Origin of the sequence: Rheinheimera hassiensis (assembly GCF_022436675.1) — a bacterium.
Taxonomy (GTDB): Bacteria; Pseudomonadota; Gammaproteobacteria; order Enterobacterales; family Alteromonadaceae; genus Alishewanella; species Alishewanella hassiensis.
Genome location: NZ_JAKUJZ010000006.1, coordinates 196674 through 222922 on the forward strand (window position 1 = coordinate 196674; position 26249 = coordinate 222922).

A 26249-nucleotide genomic window follows, 5' to 3' on the forward strand; every position below is an offset into this window, starting at 1 on the left:
CTTGGCTGCCACCCTTTCCCGATGTTTAAAAGCTGGAGGTGCATATGAGTATTTTCGAGCACTATAAATCACGCTACGAAGCTGCGAAAGAAGAAGAATATAGCATCCAGGAATTCCTGGCGTTGTGCAAAAACGATAAAAGCTGCTACGCCAGTGCAGCAGAGCGTTTATTGCTGGCTATAGGCAAACCCGAACTGACCGATACCGCACAAGACCCGCAGCTAAGCAGGCTGTTTTCTAACCGGGTTATAGCGCGCTATCCGGCATTTTCTGAGTTTTACGGTATGGAAGATGCCATCGAACAAATTGTGTCTTACCTGACGCACTCAGCGCAGGGGCTGGAAGAGCGCAAACAAATTTTGTATTTACTCGGCCCGGTGGGCGGCGGTAAGTCGTCACTGGCCGAAAAGCTGAAACATTTAATGCAGCAAATCCCCATCTACTACTTAAAAGGCTCACCGGTGTACGACAACCCGCTATGCCTGTTCGACGTGAACGAAGATGGCAATATCCTGCAGCAGGAATATGGCATTCCCAAACGCTACCTGCGCAATATTATGTCGCCGTGGGCCAGCAAACGGCTGCACGAGTATAACGGCGATATCAGCCAGTTTAAGGTGGTGAAAAAATACCCGTCTATATTGGATCAGCTGGCCATTGCCAAAACCGAGCCCGGCGATGAAAACAATCAGGATATTGCCTCGCTGGTAGGTAAAGTAGATATCCGCCAGTTGGAACACTTCGCGCAGAATGACCCCGATGCTTACAGTTACTCTGGCGCGCTTTGCCGCGCAAATCAGGGCCTGATGGAATTTGTTGAAATGTTCAAAGCCCCTATTAAGGTGCTGCACCCTTTGCTAACTGCAACACAGGAAGGGAACTATAATGGCACCGAAGGCTTAGCAGCGTTACCCTTTGACGGCATTATACTGGCACATAGCAACGAATCTGAGTGGCAAACTTTTCGCAATAACAAGAACAATGAAGCCTTTCTCGACCGGGTTTATATTGTAAAAGTACCTTACTGCCTGCGGGTTAGCGAAGAGAAGCGGATATACCAGAAGCTACTGGAACACAGCGAGCTGAATACAGCACCTTGTGCTCCGGGCACCTTAAGCTCCCTGGCACAGTTTGCCGTGTTATCCCGGCTGAAAAACCCCGATAACTCCAGCATTTACTCCAAAATGCGTGTTTATGACGGTGAGAGCTTAAAAGATACTGATCCTAAAGCAAAATCGTATCAGGAATACCGTGACTATGCCGGTGTCGATGAAGGGATGACAGGCCTGTCTACCCGTTTTGCTTTTAAAATTTTATCGCGGGTATTTAACTTTGATAGCACTGAAGTGGCTGCCAACCCGGTACACCTGTTTTATGTGCTGGAACAGCAGATAGAACGTGAGCAATTTCCTGCCGATGTGGCAGAGCGGTACCTGGAGCACTTAAAAGGTTATTTGATTCCGAAATATATCGAGTTTATCGGCAAAGAAATTCAGACTGCGTATTTAGAATCCTATTCCGAGTACGGGCAGAATATCTTTGATCGCTACGTGATTTATGCTGATTTCTGGATCCAGGATCAGGAATACCGCGATCCGGAAACCGGCCAGTTATTCGACCGCTCAGCCCTGAACGCCGAGCTGGAAAAGATTGAGAAGCCTGCCGGCATCAGTAACCCGAAAGATTTCCGCAATGAAATAGTTAACTTTGTGCTTAGAGCCAAAGCGAAAAACAATGGCAAAAACCCAACCTGGACCAGCTACGAGAAGCTGCGCACTGTGATAGAGAAGAAAATGTTCTCCAGCACAGAAGAGTTGTTGCCGGTTATTTCGTTTAACGCCAAAACCTCAACCGATGATCAGAAAAAACACGATGACTTTGTCAACCGGATGATGGAAAAAGGCTATACCCGTAAGCAGGTAAGGTTGCTGTCAGAGTGGTATCTGCGCGTACGTAAATCGCAGTAACGTAAGCCGGAGGTAGTATGGCGCACTTTATAGACAGGCGGCTCAATGGTAAGAATAAAAGCGCGGTAAACCGCCAGCGCTTTATTCGCCGCTACAAGCAACAAATTAAAAAAGCCGTGTCGGACGCCATCAGCAAGCGCAGCGTTACTGACATTAGCAGCGGTGAAAGTGTCACTATACCCAGCAAAGACATTACTGAGCCATTTTTTCATCAGGGTAAAGGCGGCCGCAGGCAAATAGTGCATCCGGGCAATGATCAATTCAGCCCGGGTGATCGCATTCAGCGGCCACAAGGTGGTGCAGGCTCTGGCAGTGGTACGGGCGATCCGGCCAATGACGGTGAGGGCACCGATGATTTTGTGTTTTCTATCTCCAAAGATGAATATCTGGATCTGTTATTTGAAGATTTAGAGCTGCCCAATCTGAGAAAAAATCAGTTAGATAAACTGGTGCAGTATAAAAATGTACGTGCCGGTTACCGCTCTGAAGGTGTGCCAAGCAACATCGATATAGTGCGCTCGTTACGGGGTTCTCTGGCCCGGCGTGTTGCCATGACTGCCGATAAAAAAGCCCGTCTGCGTGAACTGGAGCAGCAACTTAGCGCTCTGGAGCGCGAACCGGTGCCGGATCAGCAGTTGCTGCGTAGCATCATTGACGACATTGACACACTGAAGCAGCGTATTGCTGCCGTGCCTTTTATCGACAGCTTTGATTTACGCTTTCGTAATTTTCAAAAACGGCCAGAGCCAACCAGCAAAGCAGTAATGTTTTGCCTGATGGATGTGTCCGGCTCTATGGACCAGGCCACCAAAGATATGGCCAAGCGGTTTTATATACTGCTGTATCTGTTTTTAAGCCGCAGCTACAAAAATGTCGAGGTGGTTTATATCCGCCACCATACACAAGCCAAAGAAGTGGACGAACAAGAGTTCTTTTATTCACAGGAAACCGGCGGCACTATCGTATCCAGCGCGGTAAAACTGATGTACGACATAGTGCAGGAGCGTTACAACCCGGTAGAGTGGAATATATACGCCGCCCAGGCATCCGATGGCGACAACTGGACTGACGACAGCGCCCCCTGCGCAGAGCTGCTGGCTAACAAGCTACTGCCATTGCTGCGCTACTATGCGTACATTGAAATTACGCCCAGGGCTCACCAGAGCCTGTGGCAGGAATATGAAAAGCTGCTGCCGGTACATGACAACTTCGCCATTCAGCATATTAAAGAAGTCAGTGACATTTACCCGGTGTTTCGCGAGCTGTTTAAAAAGCAAGCCGCCTAAGCGCAATTGACTTTGCAGTGAGGTTTTTATGGCCAAAGCAAAAACGAAAATAAATACTTGTTTATCAGACGGCCCTGACTGGACCTTCGATCTGCTGGACGCCTATCATCAGGAAATTGCCCGCGTTGCAGCCTTCTATAAGCTGGATACTTACCCCAACCAGATTGAAGTAATTACCGCAGAGCAAATGATGGATGCATACTCCAGTGTCGGTATGCCGCTGGGTTACCATCACTGGTCTTATGGCAAGAAATTTATCCAGACCGAGCAAAACTATAAGCGCGGCTATATGGGCCTGGCCTACGAAATTGTTATCAACTCCAACCCCTGTATTGCCTACCTGATGGAGGAAAATACTATTACCATGCAGGCGCTGGTAATGGCGCATGCCAGTTACGGCCATAACTCTTTTTTTAAAAATAATTATCTGTTTAAAACCTGGACCGACGCCGGCTCTATTATTGATTACTTAGTGTTTGCCAAAAACTATATCAGCCAGTGTGAAGAAAAATACGGCATCAGCGACGTAGAAGATATGCTCGACTCCTGCCATGCGTTAATGAACTATGGTGTAGACCGTTATAAAAGGCCGCAACAAATCTCTCTGGATGAAGAACAAAAGCGCCAGCATGAGCGCGAAACCTATCTGCAGTCTCAGGTAAATGATTTATGGCGCACTATACCGGTAAAAGCTGCCAGTACAATGCAGCACAAAAGCCGCTTTCCGTCAGAGCCGCAAGAGAATATCCTGTATTTTATTGAGAAAAACGCTCCCTTACTAAACCCCTGGCAGCGTGAGATTGTGCGGATAGTGCGTAAAATTTCACAGTATTTTTATCCGCAAAAACAAACGCAAGTAATGAACGAAGGCTGGGCCACATTTTGGCATTACACTATTTTGCAGCACCTGTATGACGAAGGCAAAGTCAGTGATCGCTTTATGCTGGAGGTTCTGCACAGCCACACCAATGTGGTAGCGCAGCCGGAATACAACAGCAAATATTACTCCGGCATTAACCCTTATGCGCTGGGTTTTGCCATGTTTACTGATATCCGCCGCATTTGTGAGGCGCCCACAGCTGAAGATAAAGAATGGTTTCCGGATATCGCTGGCAGCAACTGGTTGGAAACGCTGCACTTTGCTATGCAGAATTTTAAAGATGAGAGCTTTATCAGCCAATATCTATCACCTAAGGTGATCCGTGATTTTCACTTGTTTGCGATTGTCGATGATGACGAAGAAGGCAGTTTAGAGGTTGCCGCTATTCATAATGCTGAGGGCTATCAGCGCGTACGGCAAATGTTGTCGCAGCAATATAACCTGAGCCAGATAGAACCGAACATCCAGGTACATAATGTCGATTTAAACGGCGACCGCTCACTGACGTTACATTACGTACCGCAAAGCCGCATTCCTTTAGCTGGCAGTATGCCGCATGTACTAAAACACTTGCATCGGCTATGGGGTTTTACCGTTTATCTGGAACAACAAAACTCCGACGGCAGCACAGAGCTACTGCACAGTTGCCCTGAACCTGCTCTCTTGGGCGCCTGAGTGTTAATCTAACGGGCTGTAACAGGTAACTCTGTTGCGCCCGCCTGCCTTAGACCGGTACAGCGCCTTATCTGCCGCTTCCAGCCACTGCCGGTAATTTGTCATGTCTTTGTTGTGCTCAGCCAAACCGATGCTAAGCGTTACCTTTAATATCTGGCTGTTGTATTTAATCGCCATCTGCTCAACTGATTTACGCAGTCTTTCTGCCAGATGAGCCGCCTGTTCCAGATTGGTTTCCACTAACAAAATGGCATATTCTTCGCCGCCATAGCGGCCGGCAATATCAGTAGCCCTGAGGTTTTTGCGCACTGCATCAGCAATTTGCTGGATCACTAAATCGCCGGCAGAATGGCCGTAGGTGTCATTGACCCGTTTAAAATGATCAATATCGCACATCAGCAAAGTGCTTTGATGCGGGTAACGTTGCAACCGTTTGTATTCCTGGTTCAGGCTTTCCTCCCAGTAGCCACGGTTAAACAGCTGGGTAAGGTAATCGGTTTTTGACAGTTGCTGTAAACGGCCATTCATCGACTCTAATTCGATGCGGCTTACAGCCACATCGGTAACATCATAAATGATAAAACACAGGTGGGTTACCTGGCCACGGGTGTCTGACAGCGGAAAAATAGTACAGTTTTGATACATATATTCAGCACTACCGGTAATGGGCCGGTAATTACGGAATTTAAAAATATAGGGCCGCTGCTCCCAAATCGTAAAAGCACGGTTTTTCAACAAGATCACCGGATCACATTTACGCCGTAGCCAGTCTTCGTCAATTTCAGAGAATAAGTCAAACAAGTAACTGTCACGCACCTGACGTGGTGTTAAACCACTATGGTTTTCCATAAAACCATTCCACACCTGAATACGATAGTCGCAATTTAGCACGACAAGCCCGACATCAACTGTCTGGAACATATCCATCAGCCAATGGATCTCAGATACCTCAATCGATGTTTCTGACATCACTACTCCTCCAGCAAGAAAGCAACTTTATAATTCAGGGTTTTCAGGCTGTCCTCCGTAAAAAGTAATAGTAAATCGCAACTGATATTATAGTTTTCAATACCATAACTTACTTCTATTGCCAGAGTTTTACGCCAGCGCTTGGCATTGGCTCTGATTAATTCGCTAACCGGCGCATGCTGTCCCAGCACTACCGGATGGCCCTGGCTGAAACTCATATCAATTTGTTCTGCCAATCCTTTGAGCACCGCACCAATTAAAATATTGGCAATATCCATCAGCAGTTCCAGTTCAACTTTTACCGTCAGCGCGCCATGGTAATTCATTAACCGGGCAATATCTTTGAAGCTGGAGTCATTCAGTATCAGCAGCGCCTCTCCAGACACACCGCCGCCGATAAACCCCTGACATACAGCAGAAGTTGAAGATTCCTGCTCTACCGACGCCAGGGCCATATGCAGTTCACTGACTTCAATTAAATTTACATTCGGGATGGGTAATTTCACAAACACATTTAACAGGCGCGCCAGCAAATTACCTGCTTGCCCCATTGCCACGTTAGTTAATTCCTGCAGTACGTCGCGCATCTCTGCGCCAAGCTCCGCAGTAACCGGGCCCGCCTTTTTGCTATTGGTGCTTGCAGCTGTAGCGGTATGAGCAATAGCATGTTGCTGCATAAGCTGCTGTATTTTGGCAGCATCTACCGGTTTGCGGATAAAGTCGAGCGCACCCAGGCTTTTTACCCGCTCAAATGCTTCAGGCTGCACATCACCGGAGACCACTACGACTTTGACAGTTAACTGGCGCTTTTTCAGCTCGGCCAATACTTCGTAGCCATCCATCACCGGCATGTTCAAATCAAGGAAAAACCAGTCAATATTGTGCTGCTGTAAGGTATCTAAGGCTTCAGCGCCATGGCCGGCAAAAAATAAGTTCGCTTGCCACTCTTGTGGTAGTATTCTGGCTAATTGCTTACGGGCCAGATTAGAGTCGTCACAAATTAATACCGCAGTGGTCATCGGCTTCTCACTTCGTACAGGCTTCATTTCAGTCTAGACTGAAATATTCGGTTCGTGCATCAGGCACGGAAAATATGTTGTGTTCCAGCTGATTACTATTACACCAACTATCTTAACAGGAGCTATATCATGTCTGCATTATCTTTTACCAGCCGAAAATTTGTTATAGCAGGCTGTTTACTCAGTTTAAGCACTCTGGCTGGTGCGGTAGATCTGCAGGAAAAACTGCCAGAACGCCTGAGTAAAGTTAAAGCCGGCGAACAACAGATTGTCTTGCTGGGCAAGAAAGTGGAAGTAGGAAAAAAAGCCCCCGCATTTAAAGTGGTGGACGCCGGTTTTAAACAAACAGAACTAAAAGACTTTAAAGGCAAAACTTTGCTGATAAGCGTAGTGCCCAGTGTAGATACTGGCATTTGCTCACTACAAACTAAACGCTTTAATACAGAAGTGGCCAAATTGCCTGAGGATGTTGTGCTGTTAACTATCAGTACCGACCTGCCCTTTGCGCAAAAACGTTATTGTCAGCAGGAGGAAATTGACAAACTGGTAGTATTATCTGATGCGGTATGGCGGGATTTTGGCAGCAATTATGGTTTGCTGATTAAAGACATGGGCTTGCTCACACGCACCGTGCTGATTATCGACAATGAAGGCAAGCTGGTATACCTGCAAATGGTTGATGAACTGGCAAAAGAACCTGACTATGACGCAGCGTTAAATGCCCTGCAACAGGTATTAAGCCAAAGCTGACAACCACCTTTGGGCCGGGATTAAAAAAATGTCCGGCCCAAAACTTGAAATTTTATTGACCGACCTTATTAACAGGTCAGGTGGCCGGATACGGCACCTGAGAACAACCAGCCGCTGTTCTGGTTCAGTTAACGCCCGTTCAACCGAAGGGCAATACAACACCTGTTTGCTAATGAGGAATTGGTTATGACAAATATTGATTTAACTCCGTTTTACCGCTCATTTATTGGTTTTGATCACCTGGCTAATTTGATGGATGCCGCTGCCCGCAATGAAAAGCAGCCTGCTTATCCGCCTTACAATATCGAAGTAACCGGCGAAGATCAGTACCGTATTACCATGGCAGTTGCTGGCTTTGACGAGCAGGAGCTCAGCATAGAAACTGAACACAATACCTTGCTGATAAAAGGCCAAAAAGCCGGTAAGGACGATGGTCGCCGTTTTGTGCATCAGGGCATAGCAGAGCGTAATTTTGAGCGCAAATTTCAGTTATCTGACTATATCAAAGTTACTGGCGCGCATATGGCCAATGGCCTGCTGCATATAGAGCTGGTGCGTGAAGTTCCTGAAGCCTTAAAACCACGCAAAATCAGCATTGGTGACAGCACCGCACAAACGCCTACACAATTACTCAATTCCGAAAAAGTTGCTTAACTGTAACCTTGTTACTGGCACAAAAAAGCCCTGAATAATCAGGGCTTTTTGCTATCAGATACCTTTTACTATACTAGCTTAGTAAGCTGGCCAGTTCGCTGGTAACGGCCTCAACCGCTTTAGTACCATCAATATGATGATAACGGGTGTTACCCGCATCAGCCTCAGCGCGGTAATAACCAACTAATGGCTCTGTTTGCTCATGGTAAATAGCCAGGCGCTTACGCACAGTTTCTTCTATGTCATCCGCCCGGATCACCAGCTCTTCACCGGTAGCATCGTCTTTACCTTCCACTTTCGGCGGGTTGTAGCGAACATGGTAAACACGCCCTGATGCTGGGTGCACACGACGGCCACTCATACGTTCAACAATGACTTCGTCCGGTACATCAAATTCAATTACATGATCAATCACAATGCCTTTTTCTTTCATGGCATCAGCTTGCGGAATAGTACGCGGGAAGCCATCCAGCAGAAAACCTTTGCTGCAATCCGGCTCGGCGATGCGTTCTTTTACCAAGCCGATAATGATATCGTCTGATACCAGTTGGCCCGCGTCCATCACCTGCTTGGCGGCTAAACCCAGTTCAGTACCAGCCTTAATAGCAGAGCGCAGCATATCACCGGTAGAAATTTGCGGAATGCCGTATTTACTCATTAAAAACTGAGCCTGAGTTCCTTTTCCGGCACCAGGGGCACCCAACAAAATTATGCGCATAGCAACACCCTCATGTTTTGGGATTGATCCATTAATAATAAAGGCTGGATCTTTACATAATGTGCAGCCTGAAACAAGAAATTTGTCTTGTCATGCCAACTGGTCTGGCTATTTCATTGGCTTTTAGTCTTACAGCTGTGTAAAGACAGCTTTATCTGCATTTTTTCTGCTCAAACTACAGAAAACAGCAGTTTTTCCGACAGATAAACCGCGGTTATATCGACTAAAGTTGTATGCATCATACGTGGAACTGCGCGGCTAGTCCTATTAGTTGCAATTGCCTTTTGGAGCACGGGGTCATTGATCAGTGACATGTCGCTACTGATACCCGTTGGCGTTAGCGGTAAGCTATTGGAACATATTGTTAGATAAAATAGAAAGAAGCGGAAGACACTGCGTTTGTTGATAAACACCTTTGCTGCAGCACTGAGGCCGCAGCAAAGGTATTGGCTGTTACTTCGCTAAAGACAATAACAGCGTGTTGAGCCTGGCAACAAAAGTTGCCGGATCTTTCAAGTTACCGCGTTCGGCCAGTAGCGCCTGATCCAGCAACACTTCAGCCCATTGTTTAAAACGGTCTTCATCTTGCTCATCAGCAATACGCTTAACCAGTTGGTGCTCAGGGTTCAGCTCAAAAATCGGCTTCACTTCCGGCACTTTCTGGCCCACTGACTCCATTAACTTGATCATCTGCGTGCTCATGTCGAACTCGTCAGTTACCACGCAGGCCGGACTTTGGGTTAAGCGATGGCTAACTTTGACATCTTTAACCTGCTCACCCAGTGCTGTTTTAAAGCGGCTAATTACATCCGCAAAAGCTTTTTCTGTTTCTTGCTGTGCCTGTTTGGTTTCGTCATCATCCAGTTTGGACAAATCCAGACCGCCCTTGGCAACAGAACGCAGCTTTTTACCGCCAAACTCTGTCAGGTGCTGCACCAGCCACTCGTCGATACGATCGGATAGCAGTAGCACTTCCAGGCCTTTTTTACGCAGTACTTCTAAGTGCGGGCTGTGTTGAGCGGCAGCAAAGCTGTCAGCGACGATATAATAAATCTCATCCTGACCTTCTTTCATCCGGCTAACATAATCTGCCAGCGCCACATTTTGTTCGCTGCCTTCATTATGGGTCGATGCAAAACGCAACAGCGCCGCGATTTGCTCTTTGTTCGCCATATCCTCAGCCGGGCCTTCTTTTAGCACCTGACCGAATTCAGCCCAGAATGCCTGATATTGCTCAGCATCCTTACTCAACTTTTCAAGCATTTTCAGTGCACGGCTGCTACAGCCTTTGCGTAATGCCTGTGTCACTTTGGTATCTTGCAGAATTTCACGCGATACGTTCAGCGGTAAATCACTGGAATCCAGCACACCTTTGATAAAACGCAGGTAGCTTGGCATAAACTGTTCGGCGTCATCCATAATAAATACGCGCTGTACATACAGTTTCAGGCCGTGGCGCGCGTCGCGGTTCCACATGTCAAAAGGTGCTTTCTTCGGCAGGTACAATAAACTGGTGTAGTTATTGTTACCTTCTACCTTGTTGTGGCTCCAGCTTAACGGCTCGCTCCAGTCATGCGAAATATGCTTGTAAAACTCCTGGTACTCTTCGTCTTTAATATCTGATTTGTCGCGTGTCCACAAAGCGGTGGCTTTATTTACTGCCTGCCAGTGGCCCGGCACAGCGGCAATTTTTTCGCCTTCAGCACCATCACGCTCTGGTTGTTCTTCCTGCCATAACTCAACCGGAATACTAATATGATCAGAATATTTGGTAACGATACTCTCAACTTTCCAGCGACTTAAAAACTCATCTTCACCTTCACGCAGATGCAGCACAATATCAGTACCGCGAGATGCTTTGCTGATGGGCGTAATGCTGTAATCGCCCTCGCCGGCCGATTCCCATTCAATAGCATCGTTAGCTGGAGCACCGGCTTTGCGGGTGCGCACGGTAACTTTATCCGCCACAATAAAAGCAGAATAAAAACCTACACCAAACTGGCCAATTAACTTGGAATCTTTGCCCTGATCGCCGGACAACTGTGAGAAAAACTCTTTCGTACCGGATTTAGCAATAGTACCCAGATGGCTTATCACCTCTTCTTCGGTCATACCAATGCCATTGTCGCTGACAGTTAAGGTACGGGCTTTTTCGTCCAGACTGATGCGTACACGCAATTCGCCGTCATCACCGTACAGGCTGCCATCTGACAGGGCCAGAAAACGCAGTTTATCCGCGGCGTCAGAGGCGTTTGACACCAGCTCACGCAGGAAAATTTCCTTATTGGAATACAGTGAATGGATCATCAGCTGTAATAGCTGTTTCACTTCTGCCTGAAAGCCGTGGGTTTGCTTTTGGCCGGTTGAAGTGGCTGTGGTATCACTCATTGTGGTTATCCTCGAACATCAAATTTTGACAGTTATAACGCAGGCTGCACCGGCAGCCAGACACTGACAACTAATATGGGGAGAATTAACCGGATTTCAAGCAGGGTTATGGCAGATTAAAATACTTTACGGCCGCTAAAAGCATGTGACAGCGTAGTGCCGTCAACAAATTCCAGCTCACCGCCAACCGGAATACCCTGAGCAATGCGTGATACGCTTACCTGATGTTTGTGGCAAAGCTCAGCAATATAAAACGCTGTGGCATCACCTTCAACCGTAGGGTTAGTAGCCAGAATAAGTTCGGTAACACCGCCGCTGGCTAATAGTGTACTCAGTTTATCCAGGCCCAGATCCTGCGGCCCAATGCCATCCAAAGGTGATAAATAGCCCTGTAACACAAAATAGCGGCCTTTAAACTGGCCGGTTTGTTCTATTGCCAGTTGGTCAGCCGCAGAGCCAACAACACAAATAATGCCATCCAGCGCCCGGGTAGGATCGGTACAGATGTGACATAACGCTGTCTCACAGAAAGTGCGGCATTGCTGGCAATGTCCGACCTTCATCATGGCAGCGCCCAGCGCCGCGCCCAGCTGTAAACCGCCTTCACGGTTACGTTCCAGCAAGGAAAATGCCATGCGCTGCGCCGATTTTGGCCCAACTCCGGGCAAAATGCGCAGTGCATCAATCAGTTGCTGTACCAGCGGGGTATAACGGCTCATCAGAATGGCATTTTCATACCAGGTGGTAACTGTAAGCCCCCGGTTACCGAAGCCATTTTTTCTTTGCTGGTTTCATCAACGCGGCGCACGGCATCGTTAATTGCAGCGGCAATTAAGTCTTCCAGCATATCTTTGTCATCCTGCATCAGGCTGTCATCAATACTGACACGGCGCACATTATGGTTGCCCAGCATGGTTACTTTCACCAGACCGGCACCGGCTTCACCGGTTACTTCCATTGCCGCAACTTCAGCCTGCATTTTCTGCATTTTTTCCTGCATGGCTTGCGCCTGCTTCATGATGTTGCCCATACCGCCTTTAAACATAACTTTGCACTCTCTATGAAATTAAGCCGAAATATCTGCACACCGCACAGACCTTTTACCGGCGACAAGATAATAACTTCGCCGCCAAATTACAAGTTGAACCCAGTTAACACGTATGGCATCAATTAACACGAATGGTATCAGCTAACAGCTCGGCAGCAAATAACTGCTGCAGCTGCACTACTTTTTCGTCTTGTTGCAATAACCGGCTGACATAGCCAAAGCGCTCCTGCACAATTTTTTGCTGTATCGCTAACGGGCTGGCTGCCACTTCGGCCTGGTAGCTGATGTCAATTTCCAGCGGCTGATTAAAACTGCGCTGCAGCACCTGCTGCAGTTTAATACGAAAGCCCTGGCTATCAAGATGCTGCTGGCTTTGCGCCACTGTTAAAGTAAGCTTATCGCCATCTAACTGCATGGCAGCATTAAGCAAAAACAATCGGCTTAAACCGCCGGTATCCAGCGTTTCAACCCGCGCTGCCCAGGCATCTACCTGGGCAGCAAAGCGGACTGAGAAATTCTGCTCGTTGATGCTGCCGTCAAAGTTTTCCAACACCGGCGAAGCTATTGTTGCGTCAGGCAGTTGGCTGCTTTGTTGGGCATCCTGCTCATACTGTTGCCATAACGCATCTGTCGCGGCTGCATCATACTGTGGCATATCAGCATCGTCGGGCTCGTCATAGCGGTTGTTATCAGCCGATGGATAAGCGACCTGGGTTGTAGCTGCAGCGGGCTGCTCAGACACCGGTGTTATTACCGGGGGGCGCGCCTTTACGGGCTCAGGCTGCTGAGCAATTGAGGTTTTACCCTCTGCATCAGCCGTTTTTTGCAATGGCGCCTGCTGGCGCTCAAACTTTTTTGCTTCAGGCGCTGCGGTTACTGCCACCCCACGGCGTGCCATAATGCGTGCCGTAACCGGATCAATGCCTGGCGTAGCAGCAATTGCAGTTTGCGGTGCCAGCGTAGCTGGCTGCGTTTGTGCTACTGGCTCTGCAGACGACGTTGCAGAATAGCTGTCAGTATCTTTTACTATTTCACCCCTGGGATGCGGTTCAACCTTTTGTGTGGGTTCAGCCTGTGCAGCCACCGGCATTGCAGCCGCTTTAACCGGCGCGGTGCTTTTGCTTTGTGTCTCTGGCACAAATGCCATAGCCCGTAGCAGCGCCATTTCCAACCCGGTTAACGCATCAGGCGCATAGGGCAGCTCTTTTTTACCGCTGATCAGCAGTTGGTAATATAGCTGTACCTGCGCAGGAGCCAACGTGTCTGCTAACTGCTGGACAAAAGGCTGCTGTGGCGAAAAACTGGCCGCGCTCTGGCTGAATTGAGTAAGTGCCGTAAGATGCAGTATGGACAACATATCGTCCAATACCTGACTGAAATTGCTCTGCTGCTGCACCAACGCTGCCAATTGTATTTGCAACTGCGCAGCGTCCTGCGCCAGAATTGCCTGTAATAACTGTTGCGCCCAGCTTTGGTCCAAAAAACCCAGCATAGTACGTACAGTATCCAGCGTGATATTGGCGTTACTTTGTGCAATGGCCTGATCCGTAAGGCTTAACGAGTCACGCAAACTGCCTTTGGCGGCACGGGCAAGCAGTGTTAATGCGGTTTGCTCAAAAGGGATTTGTTCTTCACCCAGCACAAACGCCAGATGCTGCTCAATTTGCAGTGGGCTTAATGCCAGTAAATTAAACTGCAGACAACGCGATAAGACAGTAACCGGCAATTTTTGCGGATCAGTGGTGGCCAGTAAAAATTTAACATGTGGCGGCGGCTCTTCCAGCGTCTTTAGCAGCGCATTAAAGCTGTGTTTTGACAGCATATGCACTTCATCTATCAGATAGACTTTAAAACGGCCACGGCTAGGTGCATATTGCACGTTGTCGAGTAAGTCGCGGGTATCTTCTACTTTTGTACGCGATGCGGCATCTATTTCCAGCAAATCAACAAAGTTGCCGGCATCAATTTCCTGGCAGGCAGAGCACTGACCGCAAGGCGTAGCAGTAATACCCTGCTCACAGTTTAAACTTTTAGCAAAAATACGCGCTATGGTGGTTTTACCGACACCACGGGTGCCGGTAAATAAATAAGCATGATGCAGCCGGTTGTTGTTCAGGGCATTACCCAGTGCGCTTTTAACATGTTCTTGCCCGACTAACTGGGCAAAATGTTGTGGGCGCCACTTGCGTGCTAATACCTGATAACTCATAACGGCTGCTGATGTCTTGTGGTAATTGGGATCTTTGACAGACTAAACTTATTCGCCACTATACTCAACCAAACTAAGGATATTTAATCCGGCTTGCTGCAGGCGTTTAACACCGCCAAGTTCGGGCAGTGCAATAACAAAAGCAGCATCATCGACAATACCACCAAGCTGGCGTACCAACTTAGCTGTGGCATCAATAGTACCGCCGGTAGCCAGCAAATCGTCAACCAGTAGTACTTTGTCACCCGCAGCTATAGCATCCGCATGCAGCTCTAATGCATCTTCACCGTATTCCAGCTGGTAACTTTGCGAAATACGCTGACGTGGCAGTTTGCCCGGTTTACGTACCGGCACAAAGGAAATACTCATGGCATAAGCCAGCGGCGCACCGAAAATAAAACCACGAGATTCAGTACCAACAATTTTGGTAATGCCTTTATCAGCATAAAAATAACAAAAAGCGTCGATGACTTTTTTGAAACTCGGGCCATCCTGCATCAGGCTGGTCACATCGCGAAATACTATGCCCGGCTTTGGATAATCAACAACTGTTTTAATAACCTGTTTTAATTCAAGCTCTAATGCCTGTTTGTCCATGTCAGAAAACCTTTTATTAAGCGCCCCTGCCGGGACAAAAAAGCCGCCCTCAGGCGGCCTTCAACTATGCTGGTGCATTATGCCAGAATCTGAAACCAACGCACTATTGGTGCCAAACACAGTAAAGACACAAACACTGCAACCAGGGCAAGAAACTGCCACAGGTTAAACGACTCTTTAAACTTTTCGTCTGCCATTGCACTACTCTTCTGTAATCAGCGAATTTAAGGGCAGTTATGGTAATGAATTTTGCTCTGCTTGAAAAGACACCAGCACACCTTTTGCGGCAAAGTCCTGTAATAAAGCTGTGGCTCCCTGCATTAGCTGCTGCGCACTGAGCTGTGGCAGTAGCGGCAGTAGTTGCTGTACTAAAGTTGCCAAAGTACTACCGGCAGATTGCTGCAACGTTTGTAGTAAAGCCGCAGTAAGCTGATTAATAAGTACAAATTTCACGTCATCTGCAGCATTACGGTACAACAAGTAATACTGTATTTCGCCTGCCGCATCCGGCTGATAATCTGCACAGATCTGATGTACCGCGTAAGGGTAAGCTAACACCATTGCTAGCGATGACAAATAAAGCGGTACCAACGTGACCTGCTCTGGGGTAAGTAGCGTTTCAGGCTTTGGCAACTGCTTTGTTGCCAGATAAAGTTCGGCCCACTCATAGTGCGCCAGTTCAAGCATAAACGCCGGGTCTTGCACAGTGGCAACATAGTCTTGCTGCAAGTAATGCAGAAAATGTTCAGCAATATGCAGAAAATAAGGGCTGGAGCACTGATACTGTATAAAGAATTGCCGTACCAGTGCCTGCCAGTCAGCATCTTTATATAGCGATTTCAGTACAGGAAATGCACTGGCGATAAAACCTTCCACATTATTAAAAACCAGCTCGCGGTATATCGCCATGCGCCGATCTTCAATACCAACTGGAGCGCTCTGATGCTCAGGATCTTTAATATGGGCGATAAAAGCCTGCTGAATTTGCTGAAACTGCATCTGTCAGGCCCTTAATATCAGGTTATCTGCCAAAGCGATCTGCTGTAACGCTTTAATTTGCTGCAGTTCTTCACTTAACACACTAAGCTGCGGAATATTAAAATCACGCTCCAGCAATGTCGGCTTAATACCATGACACTGATATGCCTGTTGCAGCAATTGCCAGACGGGGTCTATCACTGCAGCGCCATGAGTATCTACCAGCAAATCTTCCGCTTCTTTAAAATGGCCAGCTATATGATAATAAGCTATACGTTCAGACGGCATAGCACGTAAAAAATCACTGGCGTTGTAACCGTGATTAACCGAATTAACATAAATGTTGTTTACGTCCAGCAGTAACTGGCAATCAGCTTCCTGTAACACCGCCCTGGTAAAATCTGCTTCAGGCATCTGCTGGCCGGGTGCAGCATAATAAGACACGTTTTCCAGAATTAACGGCTGCTCCAGAATATCCTGCACCTGCCGTATCCGTCTTGCTACATAGCCTACAGCTTCGTCTGTAAAGGGAATAGGCATTAAATCGTACAAGTGGCCATTACCTGAGCAATAACTCAGATGCTCACTGTACAGGCTGATATTGTGCTGGCGTAAAAACTGCTTTACCTGCTTCACAAATACCACGTCCAGAGGTTCGGGGCTGCCAATAGACAATGATAAGCCGTGGCAAATAAAACGATGCTGCTCAGTTAACTGCTGAAACTTTTTCTGCAGCTTGCCACCAAACGGGATCCAGTTTTCCGGTGCCACCTCAAAAAAATCTATCTCTGACGGCTTGGCTGTTATCAGTTCATCCAGCATCTCACGGCGCAGGCCAAGCCCTGTGCCCGATACGGGCGGCTGTGTCAATGTGTGCATATACTTGGCTCCTGTAAAACAAAGGCCTGCACTATCAATACAACGAAGTAGTACAGCTATGCAGGCCTCAACGGGCGGATTTAAACACTACCGCCGCATTTACCTTCGCCACATTTCCCCTCACCACACTTGCCTTCTTTGGCCTTGTCTTTTGCCTCTTTAGCTTTATCAGCACCGCACTTGCCTTCACCACATTTTCCCTCTTTGGCTTTATCGGCTTTGTCCTTCATTTTATCTTCGCCACATTTCCCTTCGCCACACTTGCCCTCTTTATCTTTGGCTTTGTCCTTGGCTTTTTCAGCTTTATCTTCACCACACTTGCCTTCGCCACATTTACCCTCTGCAGCGACCATTTCATAGCCAGACGCCAGCTCCATAGCCGTAAACGGGTTGGCATTTGCGGTCGTAGCTACTGTAGCAAGTGAGCCAAAAACTAAAGCACCTACCGCCATTGCTACGTTAGATTGTTTTACTGTTTTCATATTTGCACCTGTTGTAGTTGTTAACCTCAAGTAGTAGACCTGATATTACAAAAAATATTTCAATTAATATTTGTTTAGTAGCTCACTGGCGACTAAGCGGAACACGATGCTACTCAGCACGCCCTTTGGGCAAGAATGTTGTCGCAAACTTGTTTTTATGTAGCTCGCCAGATATTCTCCTTTACAACCTCAACGCAATCTTTGAACACCGATGCAGCAAAATGAGCCAGCAAGACTTTTTCAATTTGCTTTAAATTGTTATCAGAAGCAACAATTCCTACAAGCGAAACAGCTATGCACCCGCTTATTAAAACTGAAACCGAACTCAATGGATGCTATGCACCTAATGGCTTTATGCTGTTCTCTCGATGCACCTGAGTTAGCAGAACAGTATTTTGAACAAGCTATTTCACAACAATCAACTAATAAAGCTCCCCAAAAAAACTATGCTAACTTTCTATTAACCAGACGCCGTTATAATGACGCCTTGATTCATTATAAGCAATTATATACGACACTCTACGCAGATACTGATATTGCCTATGGCATAGCCTTCATCTATTACCAGCAACAGCAATACCGCGCGGCTTTGAACACAATCCAAAAAACAGATATTCAGTCCAGTGACCAAATCAAATGGCTTCAGCTTAGTGCACGTACTTTGCTTAAATTGGGTGATGAAAATGAAGCATTACAGCTACTACACAGCGCATTGAAGCAATATCCTAAAAATACTGGTTTATTACAAACAAAAGTGCTGGTCTTGCGTCAACTACAACAACTACAGCAAGCTTTGGATTGCTTGAAAAAAATGCCAGATGATCCTGTAAAGCTTTATCTAGCTGGCTGTATACATTACGACTTAAAACAGCACATCCAAGCAGAACAGAAGTTACACCAAGCTTTACGGCTTCAGCCCGACTACATTGACGCACATGAGGCTTTGAACAAACTTTACTGGGAACATGGTAATAAATCCAAGTTTCTCAGTTCTTTCAATCAGGCCTTGCTCGCACTGCCAAACTCGCTCCCTATCTATCTTAGCTATATTTCACATTTATTGATGGCGGAACAAGTCTCCGACGCATTTCGTTTGGCAACACAGGCGCTAGATCACTTCGGCCAGCAGCACCCGCTAATACATGCTCTGGGTACTATCCATTATAAGCAAGAAGATATCGCGCATGCAGAAAAGCTCTATTTACAAGCGCTAACACAATCTCCAGATAACGTCAGGTATTTACTGGATACAGCTAGTATATTGATGAAAAAAGAGGCTTATAATGAAGCCACAGACTTATTGGAGCGCGCCAAGCTTGTACAGCCCGATAATCAAGAAATCTGGGCTTACCTTGGGTTATGTTGGCGCTTAGTCCAAGATCCAAAGCATGATTGGTTGAATGACTACAGTCGCCTTGTAAGTATCAAAAAACTACCAACGCCCTCAGGATACTCTAGCTTTGCAGCATTTTGGCAAGAGCTAAAAATCGCTGTAGCAAAACTACATATAACAGAACATCAACCTCTAGATCAAAGTGTTCGTAATGGAAGCCAGACTGTCGGTTTTTTATTCAATACTTCAGAGAAAGTTATTCAGGTTTATCATGACCTTTTGACAGCACATCTACAACAATACGTAGAAAACCTGCCTAAAGACGAATCTCACCCTCTGCTGCAACGCAATATTACTGCATTTCGCTTTTCGGGGGCTTGGTCAGTGAAGCTGAAAAGTGAAGGTTTTCATACTAATCATGTTCACAAACAAGGTTGGCTTTCTATATGCACATATTTAAATGTACCGGGATCAATTTCTGCTACAGACCCAGGCCGGCAGGGCTGGTTAAAATTGGGAGAAACATCTCTACGTCTGGGAGATAGAGACCAGGCTGCACTTACAATATGCCCAGAAGAAGGTCTTTGTGTAATCTTTCCGAGCTATATCTGGCACGGAACTTTACCTTTTAATAGTGACGAAGAACGCATTACACTCCCATGCGATATTGTGCCAGACCTCTAGTAGTGATTACTCAAATATGGAAGTTTAAGAATTAAGCACCTTCATAAGCTACAAGAAGTCAGAGTAATTATGGCGCCGCCCCGAGGCGTTTTGATACAGCGGACGCCTGACCTGCCAAACACTCGCTGTCTTCACGGCATTTTTTGCATCAAAAAAATGCAATAAGCCCGGTTGATACTCTAGTCCGAGAAAGGCTAACAGCGGCTTCAATGTCGCTTCAGGTTGCAAGATCAATTGGTCGTAATCTAACGTGTAGATATCCTGTCCAAACATCTGCTGCCAGTGCTCCATCAATTTTTCATGCTGTTGATAATAATGCAGTGTATCTTCAAGCCGGTTAGCATAATTCATTGCGGAGCCCAAACGCAAAAAAAACACAGACAAACAGTTATCTATTTTATTTCTTTTGGTATATATGAATTTGGCGCCCGGAAATAATGCTTTTAGCAACCCCATATATTGGTAATTGTCAGGTCTTTTATCCGTTAGCAAATTTGCTGAAGGAAAACGCTCATTACAGTACTCTAAATATCTGTTTGCCAGCAAGGTTAAATCCGATGTCGACACTGTAGCAAATTGTTCGGGATAAATATTTTTAAGTTGCTGGTAGAAAAAATCAATTTCCCCACCTGCTGTTACCTTGCTATGTTGCGCTAAAATCTGTTCTGCCAATGTAGAACCCGAACGGAACATACCGCATATAAATATAGGGACGGCATCATTCCCCAACATATGCTCACTAAGCCAAGAGTGATCTAAAATTTGCGTTATCTGATCCAATTTATGCTCAGTAGCCATTGCATCATATGCAGGCATAGTTGTGCTGTTTAATTTATTGGCTGCTGTAAAATGACTAAAAGCATCTGCATAAGAGCCGCATTCATCAAACGCTTTGCCAAGCGCATAATGCAGATTGATTCTTGTGTCCTGAACTACGTCACGTTCAGTAACAGCCTGTTGCATCTGAGCAATAAGCGGATCACTTACATCCCGAAAAGTTACTACATCAGCCAAACGAGCATATGCTTGGTAATATTTATTATCGGCTTCAAGTACTTGCCGAAACAGGGTTTCCGTCTCTATTTTATCACCTCGCTCTTCAGCAAGATTCGCAAGGTTATAAAGTGCAGGTACATAATCTTGCTTTACTTGCAATGCCAACAGCAGTGCTTGCCTGGCTTTATCTTCTTGCCGTAGATGGTCGCTGTATATTACAGCAATATTTAGCAGCACCTCCTCCGGTTCTGATATGTTGAGTTCAAGCGCATGTTGGTATTGAGCGATAGCTGCTGTATATTTTCCAGCCAAACGTAAATAAAATGCGTGATTGTAGAATAGCGACGCCAGCTTTGGGAAGCGGTGACAATAATCATCATATAATTCAGCAGCTTGTGACGAGAAACCATTTTTATGCAATACCATGCAGAAAGGTGCCAGATATTTCAGTTGATGAGCGGTAAGCTGCATCAAGTGTCCAAAACTATCTAAAGCGTCATCTATATTACCAGTGTCAGCATACAAATAAGCACGTTGCAGGAAAATATCATGATTAGTTGGTTCAGTAGCTAACCTTACGTTTAAAATCTCTAGTTTGTGCTGCGTATCTTCGGGCATATTGCTCATAATACTCCAGCTTGTTGAAACTTAAGTTTCAATGAGGTAAGTTCTGTTTCGACATTTCGCCACTTCGCAACAGATGACTTGTAGATAGGCTTTCTAACTTGCGCTGCACTTGCGGTAGTACTTGCGGAATCAGTTTTATAGAACTCCAGAAGCTCAGGCTTATATGTCAAACCACACCATTGCACCAATCGCCTTGTAGTTTTTGCTGCATCTTCAACCATTTCCTCATAGTGAATATCTAAAATCTGTCCTGGTATAACTTTATGCCAGTGCACCATAATACTTCTGTACGTTACATAGTAATTAGCCAGTTCGTTCAGATCATAAGAAAACGAGTAAGCATTAATAAATAGTGTTTTAAATATTGCATAACAGCTATCCATAGGATTACGACGCAAATGGATTATCCGTGCATTCGGCAACGCCTTTTTTATAAAGCCGCAATATAAAAAATTAACTGGTAGTTTATCTACCGTATAAGGTTTTCCGCCTGAAATTTCTGCTACTGTAGCGATATAGCGTCGGCCAAGCTCAGCAAAATCAAGTTGTAATGCAGCTTGATGTAGACTAGCGACATTTTTATTTTTTTTCATATACTCTTGCGCCATAGATGCAAGTAATTGTGGAAATAAAGATAACTCCCCCACAGAATACACATCGTCGTGTTGTGTCAAAACCCGCTCTACAAGTGTTGTACCCGTTCTTGGCATGCCAACTATAAACACAGGACCTGGTTCTTGTTCTAGCGATGTCGGCACAGCCATATCGGCAGTTGAACTAATAATATTGTTAATAGACGTTAGTTCAGCTATCTCGTTATAACCAATACGCTTTCGCATCAAGGTAGCGCCTTGTTTCAAAAAAGAAAACGAGTTCTTGTAATCTGCAATATCCTCCAACTCTTTTGCCAACGCGTAGTAAATAGCGGGATGTTGCTTACCTGCATCGGTAATGAGAAGCTTCAATTCATCAATATGGTTATGTTTCTGAGTATAAGTTTGCAGAGCTGAACGTAAATGAATGGCTCCAGCGTTATCTGGTGTTTTAGCGATAACATCATCAAGTAACTTCGCAGCATCTTGCGGCTGATTGGTAAAAAAGTAACAAAGTGCTAGTTGATGTTTGAATTGCATATTATCAGGCTCTTTAGCGAGCATGCGTTTATATATAGGTATAGCCAGAACAGGTTGCTCAGCTTGCATGATCACGTTGTTAATAGCAGTCAAAAATGTCGTGTCTTTTCCATCATAAAATGTAGCTGCTTTATCAACCAGTTTTACTGCTGTTGCATACTGATATCGGCGTAATGCAAGTTGACCGTAGCTCAGTAATAATAAAGGGTGTTCTGGTAATATTTCTAATGCTGTGGTCAGACAGCGCTCAGCATCAGTAAAACGACTCTCTGCGACAGCCAACTGATAATTGAGATACAAACTTGCAGTGCATTGAGGAAACTGTTCCAGTAGGCGTATGACTTTTATTTTCGCCTGTTCTTCTTCTCCACAGCGCTGAAGTAGAAGAACGGCCTGAATCAGTGCATGGCTAATATCTGACTGGGGTGGTAATGCTAATTGCTGCTCATTCACTATTACTCTCCTGACGGCTACGAATAAAGTCAGTGATAAATAAAAACGGCGGCACTAAGCCGCCGTTTTCTCTCTATCTATGAATTAGAAGCGCATAGTTACGCTAGCATGGACATAACGCCCCAAGGTGTCGTAGAAACCAGCCACAGTATTAGCATTTGAGGATAGGCTACCACCAACCATCGGAGGCTCTTTATCTAATACGTTGTTAACGCCAACTAATAACGCGATGTGCTCATTGATCTCAAAAGCACCGGTCAGGTCCAAATAACTTTGTGAACTGATACCATCACCTACTAATGTATCAGTAGCGCCATTATAGTCTACGTCACCGAAGTATCGCCATTTAGCTGATGCAGTCCAGAAGTCACCGGTAGTATAGCTGACAGTCATAGTATGACGCCATTTAGGTTGCGCAAAACAGTCAGCATCTATGTTACCAGAGCAATCATAAGTAGCGCTATCAAGGCCCGGTAAGGGCTCAAATTCTTTTTCCAGGCTGTAGGTACCAATCAATTTAACCGTCAGCTTACCCTCACCAATATCTGTTTCATAGTTAGAGCTTAAATCGACTCCACGTACGTGACGACTAGCCTGGTTGATTGTAAATGAGTTAACAAAACCAGCTTCACCACGCCATAAGCTGCCAGTGCCAGGTGCACGTGTGACTTCATCACAGAATGCAGCGTCACCGGTTAAAGCACATTGACGTAACGTCAATTCACCATTCACGGCCCCTATCACGTCGTCTAACTGGATATCCCAGTAATCAACACTGAAGTTAAAGCCTTCAAACGGATTTGCTACAACACCAAATGACATGGTATCTGCAATTTCAGGTTTCAAATCGAGGTTACCACCAAAATAACCGTTGTATTGGCTGGCAGAGTTAGCTGCAATAGTACCATATTGATCTGCTGTTACACCGGTATTAGCACATTGCGCTGCTGAATACTCTGGCGTTGCACCGGCACATGGATCCACACCAGCCCATAAACCGAGATTCTCAGCACCATACAATTCAGCGACGTTTGGAGCACGTACTGCTCTGTTATAGCTGGCTCGTAGTTTCCAATCTGATGTTACTGACCAGTCAAGGGCAACTTTGTAAGTCGATTCGCCGCCTGAAATATTGTAGTCAGAATAACGATATCCTAAATCAAGGACCAGATTTTCAACTGCCGGAGCATCGTCCAACAAAGGTACACTTAACTCACCAAAAATCTCGCGGACATTGTAGCCGCCAATTAGGCTTGGCGTTGGACCGCCTTGTCCAGCAAGATCACCAAGCGCAAATACTTCGTCAGCTATACGCTCAAAGTCAACTTCACGGCTCTCAATACCAAATACAGCAGCCAGTGGCATAGACGACGTTGGAAGCGTCATATCTAATTCACCTGATACGAAAGCGTTGAGGATTGTTTGAGAGGTATTACCGGTTAGTATTGCCGTACCGCCCATAGAGGCAGCCCCCTCTGCCGATATACCTTGATAAGTAAATACCGGGTAAGGTACACAAGCACCTTCGCAAGGCGCAGCACCAATCGCGCCTACAGCCGAGGCTATGCGTGGCTTATAAAAGTCATTCTGATAAACAGAATTCGAAGCTGTAGAACCATACTGGAACGATACATCGTAGCTCCAACTATCATTAATATCGCCTTCAACACCAGCTACCATACGATAAGAGGTATGCTCTAAAATATCCTGACGCCCCCCACCTTCAATATTCCGCTTGCCAATATAAGCACCAACTTCAGTTATATCAGCACCAAAAGCATCGCGCAGCTGTTGGCGTTGTAAGTCACTAAACAATTCATTGTTTATATCAAAAGTAAAGAAATCGAAGAAAATACCTGATTCGGCGATCTGTGCAACAGTACGATCATGCATGTAACCCAATTCCATATACGGGCGCGCATGTTCATTAATTTCATAGTCCACAAATGCGCCAAAAGTATAACGCTCGTCAGGACGCATAAAATGGTTAACTGGCGCATAATTATAGGGGGTTGCGCCACGTGAAGTATCAAAACCACCATTAGGATCAAGCGTCCAGTTTACCTCTTGAGCAAAATCAGGAGACCCATCCTCAGAGGGATAAAAGTAGAAGTTTGGAATTGGCGTAGTAGGCGAGCCACCACAAGCTGTACCGGCAGCATTTAAAGCACAAGACGAATAATCACGTGCTCCTTGACGTAACTCATCGACCTGACGCCAAGTAGCATAAGCAGTAGCATGCCCCTTACCGCCGGCAAAAGCACCACCCATGGTTAAATCTATATTAATAGTTTTACCATCAATGCCTGAACTGCCTGTAGGGTATTCATAGTCACGGTCGTCCATCAGCCCTTGGAGATAATCATTGTCATTATCATGTTGATAGCCTGAACCGCCGACAGTCAGCTCGAAGCCTTCAAAATCATCGTTCATGACAAAGTTAACAACGCCAGCAACTGCGTCTGCCCCGTAAGTTGCAGAACCACCACCAGTAAGAACTTCAACTCGCTTTACCAGAGAAGCTGGAATTTGGTTGATATCCGCAGATTGTGTGTAAATACCACCGGGCTGTAAACGGCGTCCATTTACCAAAACCAATGTACGTTGAGCTCCCATACCACGTAAGTCCAAAGTTGCAGTACCGGCAGCACCATTAGCCAGAAATGAAGTTTCAGCAGCTTCAACCTGTGGCAGGCTATTCATTAAGTCTTCTATACGGGTAAAACCTGACAGCTTAATTTCTTCTGCCGACGTAATTTGTATTGGACTAGATGTTTCCAGATCAGTCCGTTTGATACGTGAACCAGTCACTTCTATACGCTCAACTTTCGTTTCGCCTTCTTCCTGAGCCTTTACTGATGCAGTAAAGGCAGTGGCAGAAGCGGCTCCAAATGCTATAGCTAACCGCACGGCCTTGCTTAATTTATTATTCGTATACATGTATTTCTCCCTGGATCACTGAATAGTGATTCTAATTTTCAACAATCCCAACCCTTTTACGGCGGCTGACCCTCCGGCTGTCGCAGATTTAGACCGCTTCATCCCTTATGACTATAAACGTAATATTTCTGCAGGGTCAACTGTTTTACGGAACTATTTGCAATCATTGTAGTCTCCGCAAACTATTTTCACTTCAAATAGCCTAAATTTGAAATGTAAAAAGGTGGATATCGCTAAAGGCAGTGGTAAGCCGAATGACAGTCATAAGTATCATTGTCTATGGCAGGTAGCCTAACTGACTGTTCTTAGTTGCAGTTGAGCTCCAGCCCGGATATTTAAGCTATCAGCGTGGAAGTACTAAATTCTAAATGAATGACTAAATTCTAAGTATAGCGCTGAGGCGACCGACTGCGCTGAAGTACACAGCGCCTCGATGCAGGGATGTTAGTAAAGTCAGGAGCACTTATTTAAACACCGGGGGACATAACTGTTCTGCAAACTTACTGAGGAGTAACACAAGTCTGGCCATAACATCTGCTCCACGCTATTTTGATAGAGCCTCCGTCCGAAAATGAGAAATAGCA

At 45.9% G+C, this 26249-nt stretch carries 20 protein-coding genes; 6 read left to right on the forward strand and 14 right to left on the reverse strand.

Annotated elements, in window-relative coordinates:
* Positions 1 to 44 precede the first annotated feature (44 nt).
* From MJX74_RS14370 to MJX74_RS14380, 3 genes are read left to right on the forward strand one after another with little or no spacing between them, the layout of a single operon-like run.
* The gene (locus tag MJX74_RS14370) at positions 45 to 1967 is read left to right on the forward strand and encodes a PrkA family serine protein kinase (protein ID WP_240223506.1); all 1923 of its coding nucleotides are present in this window, start codon (positions 45 to 47) and stop codon (positions 1965 to 1967) included.
* 17 nt (positions 1968 to 1984) lie between these two features.
* A complete protein-coding gene (locus MJX74_RS14375) occupies positions 1985 to 3253 on the forward strand; it encodes a YeaH/YhbH family protein (protein ID WP_240223507.1) in 1269 nt (422 codons plus the stop codon).
* 28 nt (positions 3254 to 3281) lie between these two features.
* Complete coding sequence (locus MJX74_RS14380; RefSeq protein ID WP_240223508.1) at positions 3282 to 4808, forward strand: SpoVR family protein; 1527 nt, start codon at positions 3282 to 3284, stop codon at positions 4806 to 4808.
* Positions 4809 to 4811: 3 nt separating this feature from the next.
* On the opposite strand, the gene MJX74_RS14385 is transcribed toward MJX74_RS14380, so the two are convergent.
* Positions 4812 to 5777 (reverse strand): sensor domain-containing diguanylate cyclase, encoded by a 966-nt coding sequence (locus tag MJX74_RS14385; RefSeq protein ID WP_240223510.1) that lies wholly within the window; start codon positions 5775 to 5777, stop codon positions 4812 to 4814.
* 2 nt (positions 5778 to 5779) lie between these two features.
* Positions 5780 to 6796 (reverse strand): response regulator, encoded by a 1017-nt coding sequence (locus MJX74_RS14390; RefSeq protein ID WP_240223511.1) that lies wholly within the window; start codon positions 6794 to 6796, stop codon positions 5780 to 5782.
* A 129-nt stretch (positions 6797 to 6925) separates the two neighbouring features.
* Between MJX74_RS14390 and tpx the strand changes: the two genes are divergently transcribed.
* Both tpx and MJX74_RS14400 read left to right on the forward strand, forming a co-directional pair.
* Positions 6926 to 7546, forward strand: coding sequence for a thiol peroxidase (tpx, locus tag MJX74_RS14395; protein ID WP_240223512.1), 621 nt, complete (start codon positions 6926 to 6928; stop codon positions 7544 to 7546).
* A gap of 186 nt (positions 7547 to 7732) precedes the next feature.
* Positions 7733 to 8200, forward strand: coding sequence for an Hsp20 family protein (locus tag MJX74_RS14400; RefSeq protein WP_240223514.1), 468 nt, complete (start codon positions 7733 to 7735; stop codon positions 8198 to 8200).
* Positions 8201 to 8273: 73 nt separating this feature from the next.
* Here MJX74_RS14400 and adk read toward each other — a convergent pair whose 3' ends face one another.
* The 9 genes from adk to MJX74_RS14445 form a co-directional block, all read right to left on the reverse strand.
* Positions 8274 to 8918, reverse strand: a complete 645-nt coding sequence (adk, locus tag MJX74_RS14405; RefSeq protein WP_240223515.1) for an adenylate kinase — start codon at positions 8916 to 8918, stop codon at positions 8274 to 8276.
* 453 nt (positions 8919 to 9371) lie between these two features.
* The gene (gene htpG, locus MJX74_RS14410; RefSeq protein WP_240223517.1) at positions 9372 to 11306 is read right to left on the reverse strand and encodes a molecular chaperone HtpG; all 1935 of its coding nucleotides are present in this window, start codon (positions 11304 to 11306) and stop codon (positions 9372 to 9374) included.
* 116 nt (positions 11307 to 11422) lie between these two features.
* The gene (recR, locus tag MJX74_RS14415; RefSeq protein ID WP_240223518.1) at positions 11423 to 12025 is read right to left on the reverse strand and encodes a recombination mediator RecR; all 603 of its coding nucleotides are present in this window, start codon (positions 12023 to 12025) and stop codon (positions 11423 to 11425) included.
* Entirely contained in the window at positions 12025 to 12351 is a 327-nt protein-coding gene (locus MJX74_RS14420) for a YbaB/EbfC family nucleoid-associated protein (RefSeq protein WP_068232296.1), read from the reverse strand. Before MJX74_RS14420 ends, recR begins: the two co-directional genes overlap by 1 nt.
* A 121-nt stretch (positions 12352 to 12472) precedes the next feature.
* Complete coding sequence (gene dnaX, locus MJX74_RS14425; RefSeq protein ID WP_240223519.1) at positions 12473 to 14563, reverse strand: DNA polymerase III subunit gamma/tau; 2091 nt, start codon at positions 14561 to 14563, stop codon at positions 12473 to 12475.
* 48 nt (positions 14564 to 14611) lie between these two features.
* Positions 14612 to 15160: an adenine phosphoribosyltransferase gene (gene apt / locus MJX74_RS14430; protein WP_240223520.1), complete on the reverse strand. Its 549-nt coding sequence runs from the start codon at positions 15158 to 15160 to the stop codon at positions 14612 to 14614.
* Positions 15161 to 15394: 234 nt separating this feature from the next.
* The gene (locus tag MJX74_RS14435) at positions 15395 to 16159 is read right to left on the reverse strand and encodes an HvfC family RiPP maturation protein (RefSeq protein ID WP_240223521.1); all 765 of its coding nucleotides are present in this window, start codon (positions 16157 to 16159) and stop codon (positions 15395 to 15397) included.
* Between the two features lie 3 nt (positions 16160 to 16162).
* Entirely contained in the window at positions 16163 to 17017 is an 855-nt protein-coding gene (locus tag MJX74_RS14440; protein ID WP_240223523.1) for an HvfB family MNIO-type RiPP peptide maturase, read from the reverse strand.
* 80 nt (positions 17018 to 17097) lie between these two features.
* Entirely contained in the window at positions 17098 to 17499 is a 402-nt protein-coding gene (locus MJX74_RS14445) for an HvfA family oxazolone/thioamide-modified RiPP metallophore (protein ID WP_240223524.1), read from the reverse strand.
* A 211-nt stretch (positions 17500 to 17710) separates the two neighbouring features.
* Here MJX74_RS14445 and MJX74_RS14450 point away from each other — a divergent pair, with 211 nt between their 5' ends.
* The gene (locus MJX74_RS14450) at positions 17711 to 19516 is read left to right on the forward strand and encodes a tetratricopeptide repeat protein (protein WP_240223525.1); all 1806 of its coding nucleotides are present in this window, start codon (positions 17711 to 17713) and stop codon (positions 19514 to 19516) included.
* A gap of 48 nt (positions 19517 to 19564) precedes the next feature.
* Here MJX74_RS14450 and MJX74_RS14455 read toward each other — a convergent pair whose 3' ends face one another.
* The 3 genes from MJX74_RS14455 to MJX74_RS14465 form a co-directional block, all read right to left on the reverse strand.
* Positions 19565 to 21139: a tetratricopeptide repeat-containing sulfotransferase family protein gene (locus tag MJX74_RS14455; RefSeq protein ID WP_240223526.1), complete on the reverse strand. Its 1575-nt coding sequence runs from the start codon at positions 21137 to 21139 to the stop codon at positions 19565 to 19567.
* Positions 21136 to 22725, reverse strand: coding sequence for a tetratricopeptide repeat-containing sulfotransferase family protein (locus MJX74_RS14460; protein ID WP_240223528.1), 1590 nt, complete (start codon positions 22723 to 22725; stop codon positions 21136 to 21138). The genes MJX74_RS14455 and MJX74_RS14460 overlap by 4 nt, the downstream gene beginning before the upstream one ends.
* Positions 22726 to 22809: 84 nt before the next feature.
* A complete protein-coding gene (locus MJX74_RS14465) occupies positions 22810 to 25665 on the reverse strand; it encodes a TonB-dependent receptor domain-containing protein (RefSeq protein WP_240223529.1) in 2856 nt (951 codons plus the stop codon).
* Between the last annotated feature and the right edge of the window lie 584 nt (positions 25666 to 26249).